The 19,058-nt window shown below is 63.3% G+C and carries 18 protein-coding genes; 13 read left to right on the top strand and 5 right to left on the bottom strand.

Going from position 1 to position 19,058, the window contains the following annotated elements:
- The first annotated feature begins 134 nt into the window (after nucleotides 1–134).
- Together AAG813_RS09430 and ssb are read left to right on the top strand one after the other, a co-directional pair.
- Complete coding sequence (locus tag AAG813_RS09430) at nucleotides 135–1,352, top strand: MFS transporter (RefSeq protein WP_341914379.1); 1,218 nt, start codon at nucleotides 135–137, stop codon at nucleotides 1,350–1,352.
- Nucleotides 1,353–1,371: 19 nt separating this feature from the next.
- Nucleotides 1,372–1,875, top strand: a complete 504-nt coding sequence (gene ssb, locus AAG813_RS09425; protein ID WP_341914223.1) for a single-stranded DNA-binding protein — start codon at nucleotides 1,372–1,374, stop codon at nucleotides 1,873–1,875.
- Nucleotides 1,876–2,167: 292 nt separating this feature from the next.
- Here ssb and AAG813_RS09420 read toward each other — a convergent pair whose 3' ends face one another.
- On the bottom strand, nucleotides 2,168–3,058 hold the full coding sequence (locus AAG813_RS09420) for an alpha/beta hydrolase (protein WP_341914221.1): 891 nt from the start codon (nucleotides 3,056–3,058) through the stop codon (nucleotides 2,168–2,170).
- Entirely contained in the window at nucleotides 3,055–3,432 is a 378-nt protein-coding gene (locus AAG813_RS09415) for an MAPEG family protein (protein ID WP_341914219.1), read from the bottom strand. Before AAG813_RS09415 ends, AAG813_RS09420 begins: the two co-directional genes overlap by 4 nt.
- 80 nt (nucleotides 3,433–3,512) lie before the next feature.
- Between AAG813_RS09415 and AAG813_RS09410 the strand changes: the two genes are divergently transcribed.
- From AAG813_RS09410 to AAG813_RS09395, 4 genes are all read left to right on the top strand, one after another.
- Nucleotides 3,513–4,229 (top strand): TetR/AcrR family transcriptional regulator, encoded by a 717-nt coding sequence (locus AAG813_RS09410; RefSeq protein WP_341914217.1) that lies wholly within the window; start codon nucleotides 3,513–3,515, stop codon nucleotides 4,227–4,229.
- A 359-nt stretch (nucleotides 4,230–4,588) separates the two neighbouring features.
- Nucleotides 4,589–6,013 (top strand): MipA/OmpV family protein, encoded by a 1,425-nt coding sequence (locus AAG813_RS09405; protein ID WP_341914215.1) that lies wholly within the window; start codon nucleotides 4,589–4,591, stop codon nucleotides 6,011–6,013.
- A 254-nt stretch (nucleotides 6,014–6,267) separates the two neighbouring features.
- Nucleotides 6,268–7,005 carry a response regulator transcription factor gene (locus AAG813_RS09400; protein WP_341914213.1) on the top strand — a complete coding sequence of 246 codons (738 nt, stop codon included), beginning with the start codon at nucleotides 6,268–6,270 and terminating at the stop codon, nucleotides 7,003–7,005.
- Nucleotides 7,006–7,022: 17 nt separating this feature from the next.
- Nucleotides 7,023–8,849: a sensor histidine kinase gene (locus AAG813_RS09395; protein ID WP_341914211.1), complete on the top strand. Its 1,827-nt coding sequence runs from the start codon at nucleotides 7,023–7,025 to the stop codon at nucleotides 8,847–8,849.
- Nucleotides 8,850–8,946: 97 nt separating this feature from the next.
- Here AAG813_RS09395 and mnmA read toward each other — a convergent pair whose 3' ends face one another.
- Together mnmA and AAG813_RS09385 are read right to left on the bottom strand one after the other, a co-directional pair.
- Nucleotides 8,947–10,098, bottom strand: a complete 1,152-nt coding sequence (mnmA, locus tag AAG813_RS09390) for a tRNA 2-thiouridine(34) synthase MnmA (RefSeq protein ID WP_341914208.1) — start codon at nucleotides 10,096–10,098, stop codon at nucleotides 8,947–8,949.
- Nucleotides 10,099–10,136: 38 nt separating this feature from the next.
- Nucleotides 10,137–10,634, bottom strand: a complete 498-nt coding sequence (locus AAG813_RS09385) for an NUDIX hydrolase (protein WP_341914206.1) — start codon at nucleotides 10,632–10,634, stop codon at nucleotides 10,137–10,139.
- A 147-nt stretch (nucleotides 10,635–10,781) separates the two neighbouring features.
- On the opposite strand from AAG813_RS09385, the gene AAG813_RS09380 reads away from it, so the two are divergent.
- The 5 genes from AAG813_RS09380 to AAG813_RS09360 all read left to right on the top strand — a co-directional run bounded on the left by AAG813_RS09380 (nucleotide 10,782) and on the right by AAG813_RS09360 (nucleotide 16,518).
- Complete coding sequence (locus tag AAG813_RS09380) at nucleotides 10,782–11,897, top strand: Re/Si-specific NAD(P)(+) transhydrogenase subunit alpha (protein WP_300515870.1); 1,116 nt, start codon at nucleotides 10,782–10,784, stop codon at nucleotides 11,895–11,897.
- A gap of 68 nt (nucleotides 11,898–11,965) precedes the next feature.
- On the top strand, nucleotides 11,966–12,292 hold the full coding sequence (locus AAG813_RS09375; RefSeq protein WP_096667566.1) for an NAD(P) transhydrogenase subunit alpha: 327 nt from the start codon (nucleotides 11,966–11,968) through the stop codon (nucleotides 12,290–12,292).
- Complete coding sequence (locus tag AAG813_RS09370; RefSeq protein WP_341914204.1) at nucleotides 12,289–13,722, top strand: NAD(P)(+) transhydrogenase (Re/Si-specific) subunit beta; 1,434 nt, start codon at nucleotides 12,289–12,291, stop codon at nucleotides 13,720–13,722. The genes AAG813_RS09375 and AAG813_RS09370 overlap by 4 nt, the downstream gene beginning before the upstream one ends.
- A 159-nt stretch (nucleotides 13,723–13,881) precedes the next feature.
- The gene (locus AAG813_RS09365; protein WP_300515874.1) at nucleotides 13,882–15,570 is read left to right on the top strand and encodes a long-chain-fatty-acid--CoA ligase; all 1,689 of its coding nucleotides are present in this window, start codon (nucleotides 13,882–13,884) and stop codon (nucleotides 15,568–15,570) included.
- Between the two features lie 189 nt (nucleotides 15,571–15,759).
- The gene (locus AAG813_RS09360; RefSeq protein WP_341914201.1) at nucleotides 15,760–16,518 is read left to right on the top strand and encodes a 5'-methylthioadenosine/adenosylhomocysteine nucleosidase; all 759 of its coding nucleotides are present in this window, start codon (nucleotides 15,760–15,762) and stop codon (nucleotides 16,516–16,518) included.
- 185 nt (nucleotides 16,519–16,703) lie between these two features.
- On the opposite strand, the gene corA is transcribed toward AAG813_RS09360, so the two are convergent.
- The gene (corA, locus tag AAG813_RS09355) at nucleotides 16,704–17,690 is read right to left on the bottom strand and encodes a magnesium/cobalt transporter CorA (protein ID WP_300515879.1); all 987 of its coding nucleotides are present in this window, start codon (nucleotides 17,688–17,690) and stop codon (nucleotides 16,704–16,706) included.
- Nucleotides 17,691–18,098: 408 nt separating this feature from the next.
- Between corA and raiA the strand changes: the two genes are divergently transcribed.
- Together raiA and ptsN are read left to right on the top strand one after the other, a co-directional pair.
- Nucleotides 18,099–18,428, top strand: coding sequence for a ribosome-associated translation inhibitor RaiA (gene raiA / locus AAG813_RS09350; RefSeq protein ID WP_300541696.1), 330 nt, complete (start codon nucleotides 18,099–18,101; stop codon nucleotides 18,426–18,428).
- A 152-nt stretch (nucleotides 18,429–18,580) separates the two neighbouring features.
- Nucleotides 18,581–19,054 (top strand): PTS IIA-like nitrogen regulatory protein PtsN, encoded by a 474-nt coding sequence (gene ptsN, locus AAG813_RS09345; RefSeq protein WP_341914195.1) that lies wholly within the window; start codon nucleotides 18,581–18,583, stop codon nucleotides 19,052–19,054.
- Nucleotides 19,055–19,058: the final 4 nt, after the last annotated feature.

Here is a 19,058-nt window from a genome sequence, read left to right as displayed (position 1 = left end):
TGACGGGGCGTCCGGCCCGGCGCCCGTTTCAAAGACAATAGAGGCTTCGGCCGTGGCTAGACGGCCAGCTTCCCCGACCCAATTTTCATGGCCCGACCGTGTCCACAACCCGCCCCGACCTGCCTTCCTTCCCCATGACCGCGACCGAGCGGCGCGCCAGCGCGTCGTTGGCCTCGATTTTTGCGTTGCGCATGCTTGGGCTTTTCCTGGTGCTGCCCGTGTTTGCGCTGGAGGCGGCGCGTTACCCGGGCGGTGACGACCCGGCGCGTGTCGGCCTGGCCATGGGCATTTACGGCCTGACCCAGGGCCTGCTGCAGATTCCCTTTGGCATGGCCTCGGACTGGCTGGGCCGCAAGAAGGTGATTGTGTTTGGCCTGCTGGTGTTTGCGCTGGGCAGTTTTGTCGCCACCTGGGCGCCCGACCTGAACTGGCTGATTTTGGGCCGTTCGCTGCAGGGCGCCGGCGCCATCTCGGCCGCCGTCACCGCGCTGCTGGCCGACACCACGCGCGACGAGGTGCGCACCAAGGCCATGGCGCTGGTGGGCGCCAGCATCGCCCTGATGTTTGCGCTGTCCCTGGTGCTGGCGCCGCTGCTGGCCGCACAGGTCGGCCTGGGCGGGCTGTTTGCTTTCACCGGTTTGCTGGCGTTGGCCGGCATCGCGGTGGTGATCTGGTGGGTGCCGCCCGAGCCGGCGCAGCATGTGAACCGGCCGCGCGGCAGTCTCGCCGAAGTCCTCAAACACCCGGCCTTGCTGCGGCTCGATGTCGGCGTGTTTGTGCTGCACGCCGTCCAGCTGGCCATGTGGGTGGCGGTTCCCGCGCTGCTGGTGCAGGCCGGGCTGGGCAAGGACAGCCACTGGCAGGTCTACCTGCCGGCGGTGCTGGCCTCCTTCCTGGTGATGGGGCTCACGCTGTTCCCCCTGGAAAAACGCGGTTACCTGCGCGCCGTGTTCCTGGCCGCGGTGGGCCTGATCATGTTGGTGCAGTTCGGACTGATGGGCGCGGCGATGCAGGGCAGCCCCAGCCTGGCGGTGCTGGGCGCCTTGCTGTTCCTGTTTTTTTGCGGCTTCAATGTGCTTGAAGCCAGCCAGCCCAGCCTGGCGTCGCGGCTGGCGCCGGCCCATTCCCGCGGCGCGGCGCTCGGGGTTTACAACACGCTGCAGTCGCTCGGGTTTTTCGCCGGCGGCGCCCTGGGCGGCTGGCTGGCCAAAACCGCGGGCGCGCAAGCCCTGTTTGCGGCCTGCGGCGGGCTCATGCTGCTGTGGCTGGTGGTGGCCTGGCCCATGCGGGCGCCCGGTCGTCATGCCGCCACCCCGGATGCCGGCCTGGCCGCGCAGCCAGTTAAACTGTGAAAAATTAGGAGAACATGCCATGGCATCCGTCAACAAAGTCATTCTCGTCGGCAACCTGGGCCGCGACCCCGAAGTGCGTTACCTGCCCAGCGGCGACGCCGTGGCCAACATCGCGCTGGCCACCAGCAGCAAGTACAAGAACAAGGCCGGTGAAATGGTCGAGGAGACCGAATGGCACCGTGTCAGCTTTTTCGGCCGCCAGGCTGAAATCGTCGGTGAATACCTCAAGAAAGGCCGCTCGGTCTACATCGAGGGGCGCCTGAAAACGCGCAAGTACACCGACAAGGACGGCGTCGAGAAATACGCCACCGACATCATCGCCAGCGAAATGCAGATGCTCGGCAGCCGCGAAGGCATGGGTTCGCCCGGCGGCGACGGTGACGGCGATGGTGGCGAACGCCAGTATTCTCGTCCACCGGCAGCCGCGCCGCGTGCGCCGGCGCCGGCCCCCCGTGCACCCGCGCCTGCACCGACCAAGGCCGCCAGCGGCTTTGACGACATGGACGACGACATCCCGTTCTGACACCTAGTGGGATTAGTATTTGAGCCATTCAAGTCTTTGACTTGGATGGCTTTTTTCTTGTTTACGTTTTCTGATTGAATTCCGTGTTGGAAATTGTTGTAGCGCAGTTCGACAAAATGTAAACAATGATTGGTGAGTACCGGGTTGTGACCGTTCCCATGGACTCAGGGAGAGCATGCCCGTTCTTCTAAATTCTGAGACTGGACTCGGTTTGTTCGAGCCAATGCTGCAGTCCCGGTCACGTGGCTCTGTCGCAGCTGGACGTTCCGTGGTCACATCACGACTCGGTGCATCACAACACAACAGCCTGTGCACCTCCTTTCACAAACGTCAACAGGTGCCGTGCTACCGTGACCGGGTCTTGTATGTGGGGCCAGTGACCCAGTGTTTTCAGGCTCACCACATCGGCCTGGGGTTGGTGTCGCAGAAACGCGCGCACCATGTGCGCCCCGGAATTGGGGTCTGCTGCGCCGTTGATCAATCGCAAGCGCACTCCGGAGTGCAGCAGCGCGCCGATCAGGCGCTCACTGTGCGCCATGCGGGACTTCCAGAAAGCCCCTACGCGGTGGGCCACCTGTCGCCCGTTGCCCAGATTCACGAAGGCCCAGAAGTCTTCCAGCAATTCTTTGCTTGGCGCAGGCGTGTCGCCGTACATGCGGGAAATGGGTTTCTCAAACAGGCGCTGATTGACACGCGCGGCGATCCAGCCCCCCATTGGGGAAACCAGCAGGCGCTGAATCAAACGGGGTTGGTAGGCCTTGGGGCACAGGCCACCGTTCAGGAGCACCAGCGATTTAATTCGCGGCCAGCTGCGCTGCGGCTGCTCCAGCCTTCGGGCCAACATCTCCTGCGCCACGCTCACACCCAGATCGAACGCAACGATGTGGCATTCAGCGACCCCAAGTTGCATCAGGAGCGCGTCGTGCAGCGCCGCGTGGGCCTGGACCGAGTAGTCGCCCTTGGGTGGTTTGTCGGAGAATCCGTGGCCCAACATGTCGGGTGCAATCAGGGTGAAGTGGGCTTGCAAATGCGGCCAGATGGCGTGCCAGTCGTAAGAGCCCACCGGGTAGCCGTGCAGTAGCAGCAGCACCGGCCCCGAGCCACCGCGGCGAACAAAATAACGGTGTGTGCCAATGGTGGCAAAGCTGCCGCCCGCTTGCCAGTCGCCAATACGCGGGCTCATGGCAGGTGTACCCATAGCAGCTTGCACGCAAGAGCGAGTTGCAAACCCAGGGTGACCATATGGGCCAGTTGGCGCAGGCGCAGCTGGCGTGAGAAAACGGCTGCGCTATGTGTCAGGCGGGCGCAGACAAAAGCCAGTCCCATGCCGCCGAGCCACGGCAAAGCCGGTTGCTGCATTTCGGCCAAAAGTAACAACGGCAAAAACACCAGCGCCTGCTCCAGGGTGTTCCCGTGCGCCCGGATTGCGACTTCAAGGTCTTTGTGTTGTGCAAATCCAAAACTGACCTTGTAGCGTATGCGCAAGCGCGAAACGTTGATGGAAAGTGCTGCGAGCAGAAGCACCAGCACCGATGCGGTGACAGAGGTAACAGGCATAAAAGCTCCTTGCGAGTGGACGTAAAAAGCAGTTACCTTACACTGTAAAACGTACATCGTAAGAATAAAAAATAAATTTTTTGAGCGACACTCTGTTTATGGCATCCACGCGCGCCCAACCCCCGAAATCCCGTAAAAGTACTGCGAAGGACCTCGCCGAGAAAAAGCCGCGTGGCACGCGCGTACCACTGCACCGTGAGCGCATTGAAAGCGAGGCACTGGCGCTGATTGAAGCGCAGGGTCTGGACGCATTTACGACCAGAAAACTGGGTGAACGCCTGGGCTGCGAGGCCATGAGCATCTATTACCACTTCCCCAGCAAGGCGCACCTTCTGGACGCCTTGGTAGACCGATTGCTCGGCGCCTTGTCCGTCCCTCCCAAAGACCATGCGCCGGCCCAACGCCTGCGTGCGCTGGTGCAGAGCTGGCGCACGATGGCACGGCAATACCCGCGCTTTTATCTCTGGATGGCTTTGCACCGCTGGAACTCAGCCACGGGCGTTGGCTTCATGGCAGAGGTGCTGGACTGTTTTTACGACGCGGGTTTGGAGGCAGAGGGCGCGGCGCGGGGGTTTCGCGCTTTGGGCTACTACGTGCTGGGCGCTACCCTGGACGAAACCAGCGGTTATGCCCAAGGCCCCTCATCGCTTGACCCGATGAGCGAAGCGGACGTGCAGCAGCAGCACCCGCTTGTGTACCAGGCAGGTCAGTACTTCGTGCCGACTGAATTCGACCGCACATTTGCGCTCGGGCTGGGAGTGTTGCTGCAAGGCCTGAAGGTTGAAAACGTGCATTGAACTGCATCTTTGCAAAGTGCTTTCATCATGCCTCTTGGGGTCCCACCATTCGTGGGTTATTGCGACAGGACCCTATGGCGACAGAACCAAAATTTCCAGTCGGATTTTTTACAACCTCAACATCCAGGCCATTCGTGTTTGTTTGCGTTTCTAAAATGGGTATGACCGTTTTAGAACCCTGGGCCTACCCTCTGCCTGGCCTGCCTTTCGAACAGGCCGGGCAGATGCATTTTTAAACAACGCTTTTTGTCAACCGGCGCCCTGGCGCCGTGTAGGCGCTTGCCTTGTTTGCCGGCGTGTGCTGCCGCGAGTGCGCATTGTTGGCTAGGATCGAACTTTGCCAACCACAGGGCGTCGTCATGAGCTCCAAGCACCTTAAAAACAACGCCCCGGTAATGATCCGCCTGCAATCGCTGCTGGGTGCGGCCCTGCTGGCAGTTGGCGGGTTGGCGCCACTGCCGGCCCATGCCAACACCGACCCCCTCAGCGATCTGCTCGGCGCGCCTGGCAGCGCGGGCCTGGGTTTCGCCGTGCGCGCCGAGCAATCGCCTTATGTGGACGGCGGCACGCGTTATGACCTGCTGCCGCTGTACCTCTACGAAGGCAAACGCGTGTTTCTGCATGGCAGCCGCGCCGGGCTGAAACTGTTCGACGAAGAAACGCAGCGCGTCGATCTTTTTCTTGACCAGCGCTTCGAAGGTTATGCCGACGACCGCCTTCCGTCCAGCCTGGCCGGCATGGCCGAGCGCGGCTCCGGACTGGACGCCGGCGTGTCCTACCGCTACCGCCAGCCCTGGGGCACGCTGCAGGCCGAATATCTGCAGGATGTCAGCCGCTTTTCAAAGGGCAGCGAACTGCGTTTGTCTTACAGCTACGACTGGCGCTCCGGCCGGCTGGCGCTGCGCCCCAGCCTGACGGTGTCGGCGCGTAACGCCAGGCTGAACAACTATTACTACGGCGTGCGGCCCGGCGAAGCCACGGCCACCCGGCCTGCCTACGAGCCCGGTAGCGGCATCAACACCACCCTGGGCCTGTACGGGACCTATGAATTGAGCGAGGGATGGCGCCTGCTGGGCGGCATCAGCCGGACCGTGCTGGACGGCAAGGTCAAGGCCAGCCCGATTATCGGAAGGTCGGCGCAGACCGCGGTGTTCCTCGGCGCCGCCTACGATTTCGGCACCCACAAGCAACACTGGGCCGAGGAAAGTTCACCCACCCATGTCAAGGTGTTGTACGGCAAGTCCACGGAAGACGGCTGCCACCTGGCCAAGATCATCACGCTGACCTGCGCTTCGACGGCCAAGGTCAACTCGACACGCATCGCCGGCGTGCAGATCGGCAAGCCTTTCATCGAGCAGCTCAATGGCTGGCCGCTGGACATCGTTGGTTATGTCGGCCTGTTGCAGCACGACGACCGCGGGCTGGCGCCCAACGGGCTGCAGCTCGACGCCTTCATGAAGGCCTATTACTACGGCTTTCCGTGGAGCGACCGCGTCAAGACCCGGCTCGGCCTGGGCATCGGGGTGTCGCTCGCACAGCGTGTGCCCTACACCGAGTCCAGCAGCCAGGCGGCGCGTGGGCGCCAGACCTCGCGGCTGCTCAACTACCTGGACCCGAGCATTGACGTCAGCCTGGGCGACCTGGTCGGTTCGCGCGCGCTGAAGAACACCTATCTCGGCTTCGGCGTGTCGCACCGTTCCGGGATCTTTGGCGCCTCACGTCTGCTGGGCAACGTCAACGGCGGCTCCAACTACATTTATACCTACCTCGAAACCGTGCTGTAGGGTGCAGGTTTGCTATCAAAAAAAGAGCTGAGGGCGTCCGTCTGAAAAGGGCAAACAGCCTGTATTCCTTTCAATCGTCGGAAGGCGCCGGCGGTCAAGCGCGGCCAGCCCCATAAACGGGGGATTGCCGCCGGCACCTCCAGCGTTGACAGTGGAGGCCGCCGCGCAAGCCGCAAGCGGGTTTCACGCCTGCTGCCCCCTCAGGCCTGCCCTTATCATCGGTTGCTGTGCAGCCCCTTCCAAAGATTTCACCCATGCCCGAATGGCGCGTACTGATTGTTGAAGACGATGTTCCGACGCGGGACTTCTTCGCGGACAGCGTCTCTAGCTGTGGGCAGCTGCACCTGGTCGCTGGCGTGGGCACCTTCGAGGAAGCCCGGGCGCTGATCGAGGACCAGAACCAGGTCATCGACATCCTGCTGACCGACCTGGCGCTGCCCGATGGCAACGGGCTGGACCTGATCCGGCTGGCCGGGCGTTTGCGGCCCGCGTGCGAGGCGCTGGTGATTTCGATGTTCGGTGACGAAGACAGTGTGTTGTCCAGTGTCGAAGCCGGTGCCCTCGGGTACATCCAGAAGGATTTCACGCCGGACAACATTGCGCACACGATTCTGGAGATGAAGGACGGCGCCTCGCCGATCTCGCCGATGATCGCGCGCCGGGTGCTGGCCAAGTACCGGGCGCTGCACCTGGTCGATCAGGCCCCCGCCGCTGCGGCGGCCGGAGCGGGGGTACGCGGCGCGGGCGAGACGGCTGCCGCTGGCCCCGGCCGTGCGCTGCTGTCCGTGCGGGAGCAGGAAGTCCTGGAACTGATTGCGCGCGGCTTTTCCTATGCGGAAATTTCAAAACTCAAGAGTGTGAGCGTGCACACCGTCCAGTCCCACATCAAGAACCTCTACACCAAACTCGCGGTGCATTCCAAAAGCGAGGCGGTTTACGAGGCGACCCGGCTGGGCCTGCTGCAGCCGCCGTCGGCGGCCGACGCGCCCTGAGCCGTGGTGGCCTGAACATGCGCGGCCGCCCTCTCTGGTGTGGGCTGGTCTGCGCTCTGCTTTGCTGGGGCAGCGCCCAGGCAGAGGTGCAGGAACTGGGCCGGGCCAGGGCCCTTGTCACCCTGCAGGGCGCGGCACCGGTGCCGTCCAGCGTCGAGTTGCCCTACCACTGGGACCGGCGCCATCCCGGGCTGGCCGGCGCGGCCACCTTTGAAATTGACTTCGGGCCGCCGGCCACCAGCGCCAAATCCTATGCCATCTATATTCCCCGGCTGGGCAACGCCTATGAAATCTGGCTTAACGGCAATCTGCTGGAAAAAAATGGCGATCTGACAAGGTTCAACGGGGGCGACTATGCCAAGGTGCCACGTTTTGTGCCCGTCGCGACGGATCTCCTGCGGCCGTCGAACCGGCTTTTGATCCATGTCCGTGCAGACGTGGGCCGGCGCGGCGGGCTGGCAACGCCGGTGGTGGGGCCGGACGAGGAGGTGCGGCGGCTGTACCTCAGCGACTACAACTGGCGGGCAACGGGGACGCTGGTGGTGGTGGTGCTCAGCTTCATGGTCGGCATGGTGGCGCTGGCCTTGTGGTTCACGCAGACCGACCCGACGCGGGCCTACCGCGCGGTGCGTGACCCGATGTACCTGCTGGGCGGGCTGGCCGAGCTGTTCTGGACGGTGCGCATCAGCGACACGCTGATTGAAAACCCGCCGCTGCCCTGGCCGGCCTGGGGCATGGTGACGGTGATGGCGGCGGGCGGCTGGCTGACCTGCATGGGAAGTTTTTGCGTGCGGGTGGCGGGCTGGTCCGAACTCAGGCCGGCGATCTGGTTCAACCGCATGAACTGGACCCTGTTTGCCATGGGCCTGCCGCTGATCGCATGGGCGCTGGTGTTTGCAGCGCCGCAGGTGCTGACCGCCTGGTACGGCGCTTACGCCCTGACCTTCACCGGCTTCATCGGCTTTTTCAGCTGGCGCGCGCTGCGCCACGCCACGCCTTCGCACCGGGTGGTGGCCGCGGCACTGTTTGTCAATGTGCTGGTGGGGCTGCGTGACTGGTTTGTGTTCCGCATCAGCCCGTCCTACGCCGACAACACCCTGCTGCGTTACTCGTCGGTGCTGTTCGGGCTGGCGCTGGCCTATATCGTGATCACGCGTTTTCGCGAGGTCAGCGCCCAGGCGCGCGACCTGATGATCAACCTGTCGTCCCGCATCGCGCAGAAAGAGCGCGAGCTGGGCCAGACCTACCGCCAGGTCGAGCAACTGGCGCGCGAGCAGGAGCGGGTCAGCGAGCGCACGCGCATCCTGCGCGACATGCACGACGGCGTGGGTGCGCACCTGAGCGCCGCGATCCGGCAGCTGCAGTCGGGCAAGGCCAGCACCGACGACGTGTTGCAGACGCTGCGTTACACGCTGGACCAGCTCAAGCTGTCCATCGACGCCATGCATTTGCTGCCGGGCGACATCAGCTCGCTGCTGGCCAACCTGCGTTACCGGCTGGAGCCGCGTTTTGCCGCGTCGGACATCGAACTGCAGTGGGTGGTGGGCGCCCTCGATCCGGTGGCCCACATGGATGCCAATGCCATGCGCCAGCTGCAGTTCATGGTCTTTGAGGCGCTGTCCAATGTGCTGCAGCATTCGCAGGCGACGACGCTGGCGATCGAGGCGGAAATGGCCGGCGCTGGCGTGTGCCTGCGTGTCGTCGACAACGGGCGCGGTTTTGACGCCGCCGCCGCGCCGCGCAAGGGGCTGCTGGCGATGCGCGAGCGGGCCAGCGCGATTGGCGTGGCCATCGCCATCGAAAGCCGGCCAGGGCGAACGGCCGTAGAGATACGGATTCCGTAACTGCGTCGCCGCCTGGATTGCTATGAAATCAGTAGCTTTCGGCGCAAGAACAGCAAGGGCTGAGTCCTGATTTGACCGTAAAAACTGAAAAGTGGACTCAGGGCAGCGCCGGTGTGTTGCTCGCGGCAATCACGCCGCCGCCCAGGCAGACCTCGCCCTGGTAAAGCACGGCCGACTGGCCGGGGGTGACGGCCCACTGCGGCTGCTCAAAGTGAAGTTCGGCCTGTGCGGCGGAAGCCGTCACCAGCGTGCAGGCGGCGTCGGCCTGCCGGTAGCGCGTTTTGGCCGCCATGGTGCCGGCCGGAGGCGGCGCACCGGCGACCCAGCTGCAGTCCTGCACCTGCACCTCGGTGGAGAGCAGCCAGGGGTGGTCGTGGCCCTGCACCACCCAGAGGGTGTTGGTCGCCATGTCCTTGCGCGCCACAAACCAGGGCTCGTGCTCGCCGACGCCGCGCTGGCCCAGCGCCTGCGCGGCCTTGAGCTCGGCGCCGCGCGCTTTCACGCCGCCTATGCCCAGGCCCTGGCGTTGGCCCAGGGTGTAGAAACTCAGGCCCACATGTTCACCCAGCACCCGGCCCTGGTCGTTCCTGATCGGTCCCGGCGCCTTGGCGATGTAGCGGTTCAGGAACTCGCGGAAAGGCCGTTCGCCGATGAAACAGATGCCGGTCGAGTCCTTTTTCTTCGCGTTCGGCAGGCCGATCTCGTCGGCAATGCGCCGCACCTCGGTTTTTTTGAGCTCACCGACCGGGAACAGGGTTTTCGACAACTGTGCCTGGTTCAGCCGGTGCAGGAAATAACTCTGGTCCTTGGCCGGGTCCAGCCCCTTGAGCAGTTCATGCAGGCCGGTGGCCTCGTTTTTCCGCACGCGCGCATAGTGCCCGGTGGCGATTTTTTCGGCGCCCAGCCGCATCGCATGGTCCAGAAAGGCCTTGAACTTGATCTCGGCGTTGCACAGGATGTCGGGGTTGGGCGTGCGGCCGGCCTGGTACTCGCGCAGGAACTCGGCAAACACCCGGTCCTTGTAGTCAGAGGCAAAGTTGACATGTTCGATGGCGATGCCGATCACGTCGGCCACCGCCGCGGCGTCGACAAAGTCGATGTTGGACGAGCAGAACTCGCTGTCGTCGTCATCTTCCCAGTTCTTCATGAAGATGCCGATGACTTCATGGCCCTGCTGTTTCAGCAGGTACGCGGTCACCGCGGAGTCCACGCCGCCGCTCAAACCGACAACGATACGTTGCTTGTGCATTGCAGCATTTTAGGTGGTGAGGCGATTCCGGGAGAGGCTCAGGCCTTGATGTCGTAGACGCTGGCGTGGGTGGTCAGCAGTTCCACGGGGTAACGCTTGCCCGCCAGGTAGTCTTCCATGCAGGTCAGCAACAAGGGGCTGCGGTGCAAGTGAGCGCACGCCCTGATTTCATCGGGCGTCAGCCACAGGGTGCGCACAATGCCTTCGTCCAGCGCCTGCCCGGCCACTTCCTCGCCGAGCGACCCGCAAAAGGCAAAACGCAGGTAGGTGATGTCCAGCGGGATGGCCTGGCCGGGCACCGGTTTTTCGAAGCGCGACATATAGATACCTACCAGCGCTTGCGGCGTGAAGTGAAACGCGGTTTCTTCCAGCGTCTCCCGCGCGCAACCCTGGATCGGGTTTTCGCCCGGGTCCAGGTGGCCAGCCGGGTTGTTCAGGCGCAGGCCATCCTGCGTGTGTTCCTCCACCAGCAAAAACCGGCCCTCGCGCTCGATGATGGCCGCGACCGTGACACTGGGTTTCCATCGTGTATTCATCGCAGCATTATCCGTGGGCCTTCTGTCCGGACTGAAGCCTGCGCGACTTCCAGAGAGTTGCGTCCAGAAAAAGCCCGGGAAAGTCATGTAAGCTAGCTGACAGGTAACAATTTCACGTAGAACTACTTACGCAACGAGGAGACACCCATGCGAATCGGGGTACCGGCCGAAATCACGGCGGGGGAAACACGCGTTGCCGTCACGCCCGAGACGGCCAAAAAACTAAAAAGCCAGGGCCACACCGTGTGTATCCAGTCGGGTGCCGGCGTGGCCGCCAGCGTGCCCGATGAAGCTTACGTCGCCGCAGGTGCCGAGATCACCGATGCCGCCGGTGCCTATGCGTCCGACATCGTGCTCAAGGTGCGTTGCCCGCTGGACAGCGAGATCGGCCTGGCCAAGGCCGGCTCGGTGCTGGTCGGCATGCTCAACCCGTTTGACCCCGCCGGCCTGCAACGGCTGGCCGCTGCCCAACTGACGGCGTTTGCGCTGGAAGCCGCGCCGCGCACCAGCCGCGCGCAGAGCATGGACGTGTTGTCGTCGCAGGCCAACATCGCCGGCTACAAGGCCGTGATGATGGCGGCCAACGCCTACCAGCGCTTTTTCCCGATGCTGATGACCGCCGCCGGCACCGTCAAGGCGGCCCGCGTGGTGATCCTGGGCGTCGGCGTGGCCGGCCTGCAGGCGATTGCCACCGCCAAACGCCTGGGCGCGGTGATCGAGGCCAGCGACGTGCGGCCCAGCGTCAAGGAGCAGGTCGAGTCGCTGGGTGGCAAGTTCATCGACGTGCCTTATGAAACCGACGAAGAGCGCGAAGCCGCTGTCGGTGTCGGCGGCTACGCCAAACCGATGCCGCCGAGCTGGCTGGAACGGCAAAAGGCCGAGGTCGCCAAACGCGTGGCCCAGGCCGACGTCGTGATCACCACCGCGCTGATTCCGGGCCGTGCCGCACCGGTGCTGGTGACCGAAGACATGGTCAAGGCCATGAAACCCGGCAGCGTGATCGTCGATCTGGCCGCCCCGCAGGGCGGCAACTGTCCGCTGACCGAAGCCGGCAAAACCGTGGTCAAACACGGCGTCACGCTGATCGGCGAGACCAACGTGCCGGCGCTGGTCGCCGCCGACGCCAGCGCGCTGTACGCGCGCAACCTGCTGGATTTCCTCAAGCTGGTCATCAGCAAGGAAGGCACGCTGAACATCGACCTCGAAGACGACATCGTGGCGGCCTGCCTGATGGCTCAGGGCGGCGAAGTCAAGCGCAAGTAAGCAGCGGATCTCAAGAAAACATTTATCAGGGGCTGGCGGCCGCGCCACCCCATCAGGAGAAGAAGACCATGGATGCCGTGTCCCCCACCATCATCAACCTCATCATCTTCGTGCTGGCCATTTACGTGGGATACCACGTGGTCTGGACCGTCACGCCCGCGCTGCACACCCCGCTGATGGCGGTGACCAACGCGATATCGGCGATTGTCATCGTCGGCGCCATGCTGGCCGCCGCGCTGACCGTCACGCCGCTGGGCAAAACCATGGGCGTGCTCGCCGTGGCGCTGGCTGCGGTCAATGTCTTCGGTGGTTTCCTGGTCACGCGCCGCATGCTGGAGATGTTCCGCAAGAAAGAAAAGAAAACAGCTGCCGCTGATGCAGGAGCCGCGAAATGAGCATGAACCTCGTCACGCTGCTGTACCTGGTGGCTTCGGTCTGTTTCATCCAGGCGCTCAAGGGCCTGTCGCATCCCACGACCTCGATCCGCGGCAACCTGTTCGGCATGGTGGGCATGGCGATCGCCGTCCTGACCACCGGCGCCCTGATCGTGGAGCTCTCCGGCGGCAAGGCCTTCGGCATGGTGTACGTGCTGGGCGCCTTGCTGGTCGGCGGCACCGCCGGCACCATCATGGCCAAACGCGTCGAGATGACCAAGATGCCCGAACTGGTTGCCTTCATGCACAGCATGATCGGCCTGGCCGCGGTGTTCATCGCGGTCGCGGCCATGGCCGAGCCCGACGCCTTTGGCATCGTCGCTGCGGGCCTGCCCACGGCGGCGATTCCGGCCGGTAACCGGCTGGAGCTGTTTCTCGGCGCCGCCATCGGCGCGATCACCTTCAGCGGCTCGGTGATTGCCTTCGGCAAGCTCAGCGGCAAATACAAGTTCCGCCTGTTCCAGGGCGCGCCGGTGACCTTTGCCGGCCAGCACATGATCAACCTGGTTCTGGGCATCGCCACCTTGGCACTCGGCCTGGTCTTCATGTTCACCGGCAACTGGACGGCCTTTTTTGCGATGCTGGCGCTGTCCTTCGTGCTGGGCGTGCTGATCATCATCCCGATCGGCGGCGCCGACATGCCTGTGGTGGTGTCCATGCTCAACAGCTACTCGGGCTGGGCCGCGGCCGGCATCGGTTTTTCGCTGAACAACGCCATGCTGATCGTGGCCGGCTCGCTGGTCGGCTCTTCGGGCGCCATCCTGTCCTACATCATGTGCAAGGCGATGAACCGCTCCTTCTTCAACGTGATCCTGGGCGGCTTCGGCGGTGAGGCGGGCACGGCGGCCGCCGGCGCGAAAGAGCAGCGCCCGGTCAAGTCCGGCTCGGCCGACGACGCGGCCTTCATTCTGGGCAATGCCGAAACCGTGATCATCGTGCCGGGCTACGGCCTGGCGGTGGCGCGTGCCCAGCATTCGGTCAAGGAACTGGCGCAAAAACTCACCGAACGCGGTGTCAACGTCAAGTACGCGATCCATCCGGTGGCGGGCCGCATGCCCGGCCACATGAACGTGCTGCTGGCGGAGGCCGAGGTGCCTTACGACCAGGTCTTCGAGATGGAAGACATCAATGCCGAGTTCGGCCAGGCCGACGTGGCCATCATTCTGGGCGCCAACGATGTGGTGAACCCGGCGGCGCACGTCAAGGGCAGCGCCATCTACGGCATGCCCATCCTCGAGGCCTACAAGGCCAAGACCGTCATCGTCAACAAACGTTCGATGGCCGCCGGTTACGCCGGTCTGGACAACGAGCTGTTCTACATGGACAAGACCATGATGGTCTTCGGCGATGCCAAAAAGGTCATTGAGGACATGGGCAAGGCGATTGAGTAATCCGTCGGCCGTTCGCCGCTTTTTCCGCATAAAAGACACGAGTTAGAGGGAATTCCCCTCTGATTTGGCCGTTTCCTAGGGAAAACGCAATAGCCCCGCAGAGGGTCGCGCCACGACAATCCGTGGCAGTTGTTCAATCGTCATCTGGAGAAGACAAGCATGAATGCATCCACCATAGACCGACCCTGGCTGAAAGCTTATCCGCCGGGCGTGCCGACCGATATCGATGCGTCGCAATACGCTTCCCTGGTAGCGCTGATGGAAGAAAGTTTTTCCAAAAACGCTTCGGCCGTGGCCTACAGCTTCATGGGCAAGGACATCACCTTCGGCCAGACTGACAGCCTGTCGCAGGCTTTTGCCGCCTACCTGCAGGGCCTGGGGCTGGTCAAGGGCGACCGGGTCGCCATCATGATGCCCAATGTGCCGCAGTACCCGGTTACGGTGGCGGCCATCCTGCGCGCCGGTTATGTGGTGGTCAACGTCAATCCCCTCTACACGCCGCGAGAGCTGGAACACCAGCTCAAGGATTCCGGCTCCAAGGCGATCGTCATCATCGAGAACTTCGCCAACACGCTGGAACAGTGCATTGCGAATACGCCGGTCAAACACGTGGTACTCACGGCCATGGGCGACCAGCTCGGCGTGCTCAAGGGGGCGCTGGTCAACTACGTGGTGCGCAACGTCAAGAAAATGGTGCCGCCCTTCAATCTGCCGGGGGCCGTGCGCTTCAATGACGCGGTGGCCCAGGGCACGCGCGGCAGCCTCAAGCGGCCCGACATCAAGCCTGACGACGTGGCGGTGCTGCAGTACACCGGCGGCACCACCGGCGTTTCCAAGGGCGCCGTGCTGCTGCACCGCAATGTGATTGCCAACGTGCTGCAGTCCGAAGCCTGGAACGGTCCGGCCATGGCCGGCATGGCGTCGGGTGTGCAGCCGACCTATGTCTGCGCGCTGCCGCTTTATCACATCTTCGCGTTCACGGTGAACATGATGCTGGGCATGCGCACCGGCGGCAAGAACATCCTGATCCCGAACCCGCGCGACCTGCCGGCCGTGCTCAAGGAGCTGTCCAAACACAAGGTGCACAGCTTCCCGGCGGTGAACACGCTGTTCAATGGGCTGGCCAACCATCCCGACTTCAACACCGTGGACTGGTCGCACCTGAAGGTGTCGCTGGGCGGTGGCATGGCGGTGCAAAGCGCGGTCGCCAAACTCTGGCTGGAAAAGACCGGTTGCCCGATCTGTGAAGGGTACGGCCTGTCGGAAACCTCGCCGTCGGCCAGTTGCAACCCGACCAACAGCAAGGTCTTCACCGGCACCATTGGTGTGCCGATTCCCGGCACGTATTTCAAGCTGCTCGACGACGACGGCAACGAGGTGCCGCCCGGCCAGCCCGGCGAGATCGCCATCAAGGGTCCGCAGGTGATGGCTGGCTACTGGCAGCGTCCTGACGAAACCGCCAAGGTCATGACGCCGGACGGTTACTTCAAGTCGGGCGACATTGGCATCGTTGACGAGCACGGCTTCTTCAAGATCGTGGACCGCAAGAAGGACATGATTCTGGTCAGCGGTTTCAATGTCTACCCGAACGAGGTCGAAGACGTGGTCTCCGGCATGGACGGTGTGATGGAATGCGCCTGCGTCGGGGTGGCGGACGACAAGTCGGGCGAGGCCGTCAAGCTGGTCATCGTCAAGAAAAACCCGGACCTGACCGAAGCCCAGGTGCGCGAGTTCTGCAAAACCAACCTGACCGGCTACAAGCAGCCCAAGGTGGTCGAGTTCCGCACCGACCTGCCGAAAACCCCGGTGGGCAAGATCCTGCGCCGGGAATTGCGCGACAAGAAGTAAGGCAGTAAGGCAAAACCTTGCTTCTTTCAGCGCAGGCTGACAACTGCCCTGCTGGCAGGGCTTGTCATGCCGGAGCTACAAGAAGTAGGCGCCGGCTCAGGCCCGGCAGGTGAAAAATAAAGGCAGCTCCGGCTGCCTTTTTTATGGGTGCGGCCAGCAGCGGGCATCCGTTCGGGCAAACTGGCGACCATGAAACCTACCGCCATCCTGAGTGCCCTCGCCGAAGAACAGCGGGGCCTGCTCGAACTGCTGCAGCGACCGCAGAAAACCCGCCATGCTGGCCGTGACTTCTGGCAGGGTGAGCTGCATGGCCAGCCGGTGGTGCTGGCGCTGTCCAAAATTGGCAAGGTGGCCGCGGCCACCACGGCGACGGCGCTGATCGAACGTTTCGGTGTCGGCCGCGTGGTGTTCACCGGGGTGGCCGGCGGGCTGGGCGAAGGTGTGCAGGTCGGGGATGTGGTGGTGGCGACCGATTTCCTGCAGCACGACCTCGACGTCTCGCCGCTGTTCCCACGCTACGAGGTCCCGTTTTACGGGAAAGCCCGGTTCGACGGTGACACGGCCCTCACCGCGCTGCTCTACGCGGCGGCCTGCGCCGCGCTGGACGCTGTGGAGGCGGGCCAGTCCGCGCAGCGTTTTCCGCAGGCCCGCGTCCACCAGGGCCTGCTGGCCAGCGGCGACCGCTTTGTCTCGGGTTCGGCCGAGTCGCTGGCCCTGCAGGCCGCGCTGGCCGGCGCCGGGCACGCGGTGCTGGCCGTCGAGATGGAGGGCGCCGCCGTGGCCCAGGTCTGCCTGGATTACGGCGTACCGTTTGCTGCCATGCGCACGATTTCAGACCGGGCCGATGACAGCGCGCATGTCGACTTCTCCCGCTTTGTGGACGAGGTGGCCAGCCATTACGCGCAGGCCATTGTTGAGCGATTTCTGCTTTCGCTATCAATAAAGTAGCTGCTGGCGTCCGTCAAGCAAGGGCTGGAGGCCGATTCGGCTAAAAATCGTCGGTCAGACTGTCACCGACAGCCGTGTGGACTCTTCAGACCAGCCGGGGCCGCGGATCTGGCTCTGCCAGTCCGCAGGCGCAGCGGCCCCCTCGGGGGGCAGCGACCCACACGTAGTGGGGGAGCGTGGGGGCCTTATTTCAACCAGCCACGCCGCCGGAAGTACCACATCGGCACCACCGCACTTGCCGCCATCAGCAGCAGCGCGTACGGGTAGCCCAGCGCCCAGTCGAGTTCCGGCATCAGCTTGAAGTTCATGCCGTACACGCTGGCGATCAGCGTGGGCGGCAGCAGGGCGACGCTGGCCACCGAGAAGATCTTGATGATCTTGTTCTGGTTGATGTTGATGAAACCGACCGTGGCGTCCATCAGGAAGTTGATCTTGTCGAAGAGAAAAGCCGTGTGCGAGTCCAGCGAGTCGATGTCGCGCAGGATCTGGCGCGCCTCCTCGAACTGTTCGCTGTTGAGCATCTTGCTGCGCATCATGAAGCTGACCGCGCGACGCGTGTCCATGACATTGCGGCGGATGCGTCCGCTCAAATCCTCATGCCGGGCGATGGCGCCCAGCACCTCGCCGGCCATCACGTCCGTCACGTCGCCCGACAGCACCTTGGTGCTGACCTTTTCCAGGTCGATGTAAATGCCTTCGAGCGTGTCGGCCGAGTATTCGGCATCGGCGTCGAACAGCTTGAGCAACACCTCCTTGGCGTCCTCGATCAGGCCCGGAGCCCGGCGCGCGCGCATGCGCAGCAGGCGGAAGACCGGCACATCCTCGTCGTGGATCGAAAACAGCACGCCTTTGCTCTTGAGGTTGTCATTGACCAGGTTCAGGATGAAGGCCACCCGCACGGTGCGGGGCTCCTCGTCGTCGGCAATCAGGAAGTCGGAGCGGATGTGCAGCTCGCCGTTGTCTTCCTCGTAAAAGCGGGCCGACTCCTCGATGTCCTCGTCCATCACGTCTTCGGGAATCGACAGACCGTAATACTGCTTGATCCAGCGCTTTTCTTCCAGCGTCGGTGACTCCAGGTCCACCCAGATCGGCTGGAACCGGGACAGCTCCTCCAGCGATTCGATCTCTTCCTGGAACAGGCGCCCGTTGGCGAGCGTGAAAATATTGAGCATGAGGGGCTCCCAATCGGTTTGGGGGCGCCGGCACCGGGCAGGCGTCTGCCCGGCAATGGCGGGGTTGCGGATGGTGGCATCGCTTTCAACCCCGGGATGACACTGGCGTCAGTCTGCGGTGCTGAAAGCTAGCGACTGGGGCTGCTTTCCAAGGATTTCTCCGTATTGACCAAGCTGCGATTATGGCATTTTGGTCCGGATTTCACTACCTGTTCCGGCCCGCCGCCAGGTTTCCGCCAGAGGGTCAAGGCCCTTTTCCGACCGTTTCATTTATTGTTGCGGTGCACGGTTGCGTTTACCCCGGTTCGGGCGCATAGTGAAAAGCAGGGAGTTGTCCGTCCGCCGCCCGGCAGGCCTGCCAGAGCGGTGTTTTTAACCCCCCTCCAGCCATGGAAAAGGAGTCTCTTTATGAATTTGACGATCAGCGGTCACCACCTTGAAGTTACCCCCGCCTTGCGCGGTTACGTAACCAGCAAACTGGATCGGATTACGCGGCATTTTGACCAGGTGGTGGATGTGAAGGTCCTGTTGACAGTGGACAACATGAAGGAAAAGGAGTTGCGCCAGAGAGCCGAGTGCAATGTGCATGTCAAGGGACGTGACCTGTTCGCCGAAAGTTCGCATGCGGACCTGTATGCCGCGGTGGATGAACTCGCCGACAAGCTGGACCGCCAGGTCGGCCGCTACAAGACCAAAACCCAGGATCACCACCACGCGACTGCCAAGCGGGAGATGTGAGCGACGCTGCAGGCGGCTGGCGGAAAGTGCCACCCCGTGCTGCCTCCAGATCCCTCTGCGGAAGGCCGCCTGTGCCCTCAGGCGGCTTTTTTATGGCCCGGATGGCCGCCATTGCACACGAAAGTGCATAATTCGGCGACTCTCACCTTGTTATGAACCGTCTTTCGCAAATATTGCCCCCTACCCAGGTTCTGGTCAGTGTCGAGGCCACCAGCAAGAAGCGTGCTTTTGAAGAAGCCGGCCTGCTGTTTGAGAACCTGCATGGCCTGAACCGGGCGCTGATCACCGACAGCCTGTTCGCGCGTGAGCGACTCGGCTCGACCGGGCTGGGTCATGGCGTGGCGATCCCGCACGGACGCATCAAGGGCCTGAAGGCCCCGATGGCGGCGGTGTTCCAGCTGCACGCCCCGATCGGCTTTGACGCGCCTGACGAGCAGGCCGTGGGCCTGCTGATTTTCCTGCTGGTGCCCGAAGCGGCCACCCAGAAACACCTCGAGATCCTGTCCGAAATTGCCGAACTGCTCAGCGACAGCGGCCTGCGCGAGCGGCTCAAGGCCAGCACCGACGCGGCTGCGCTGCACCAGCTGATTGCCTCCTGGCAGTCCAGCCACGCTGTCAGCCCCTGACCCG

Source organism: Polaromonas sp. YR568 (assembly GCF_943371715.1).
Lineage (GTDB): Bacteria > Pseudomonadota > Gammaproteobacteria > Burkholderiales > Burkholderiaceae_C > Polaromonas.
This window is presented reverse-complemented; position numbering and strand designations above follow the sequence as displayed.

Coding starts and splice junctions, on each gene's coding strand:
- AAG813_RS09360 (WP_341914201.1), top strand. CDS start 15,760: ATGAAACCTACCGCCATCCTGAGTGCCCTCGCCGAAGAACAGCGGGGC.
- AAG813_RS09370 (WP_341914204.1), top strand. CDS start 12,289: ATGAGCATGAACCTCGTCACGCTGCTGTACCTGGTGGCTTCGGTCTGT.
- AAG813_RS09365 (WP_300515874.1), top strand. CDS start 13,882: ATGAATGCATCCACCATAGACCGACCCTGGCTGAAAGCTTATCCGCCG.
- ptsN (WP_341914195.1), top strand. CDS start 18,581: ATGAACCGTCTTTCGCAAATATTGCCCCCTACCCAGGTTCTGGTCAGT.
- ssb (WP_341914223.1), top strand. CDS start 1,372: ATGGCATCCGTCAACAAAGTCATTCTCGTCGGCAACCTGGGCCGCGAC.
- AAG813_RS09415 (WP_341914219.1), bottom strand. CDS start 3,432: ATGCCTGTTACCTCTGTCACCGCATCGGTGCTGGTGCTTCTGCTCGCA.
- AAG813_RS09405 (WP_341914215.1), top strand. CDS start 4,589: ATGAGCTCCAAGCACCTTAAAAACAACGCCCCGGTAATGATCCGCCTG.
- AAG813_RS09430 (WP_341914379.1), top strand. CDS start 135: ATGACCGCGACCGAGCGGCGCGCCAGCGCGTCGTTGGCCTCGATTTTT.
- raiA (WP_300541696.1), top strand. CDS start 18,099: ATGAATTTGACGATCAGCGGTCACCACCTTGAAGTTACCCCCGCCTTG.
- AAG813_RS09385 (WP_341914206.1), bottom strand. CDS start 10,634: ATGAATACACGATGGAAACCCAGTGTCACGGTCGCGGCCATCATCGAG.
- AAG813_RS09400 (WP_341914213.1), top strand. CDS start 6,268: ATGCCCGAATGGCGCGTACTGATTGTTGAAGACGATGTTCCGACGCGG.
- AAG813_RS09420 (WP_341914221.1), bottom strand. CDS start 3,058: ATGAGCCCGCGTATTGGCGACTGGCAAGCGGGCGGCAGCTTTGCCACC.
- mnmA (WP_341914208.1), bottom strand. CDS start 10,098: ATGCACAAGCAACGTATCGTTGTCGGTTTGAGCGGCGGCGTGGACTCC.
- AAG813_RS09375 (WP_096667566.1), top strand. CDS start 11,966: ATGGATGCCGTGTCCCCCACCATCATCAACCTCATCATCTTCGTGCTG.
- corA (WP_300515879.1), bottom strand. CDS start 17,690: ATGCTCAATATTTTCACGCTCGCCAACGGGCGCCTGTTCCAGGAAGAG.
- AAG813_RS09395 (WP_341914211.1), top strand. CDS start 7,023: ATGCGCGGCCGCCCTCTCTGGTGTGGGCTGGTCTGCGCTCTGCTTTGC.
- AAG813_RS09380 (WP_300515870.1), top strand. CDS start 10,782: ATGCGAATCGGGGTACCGGCCGAAATCACGGCGGGGGAAACACGCGTT.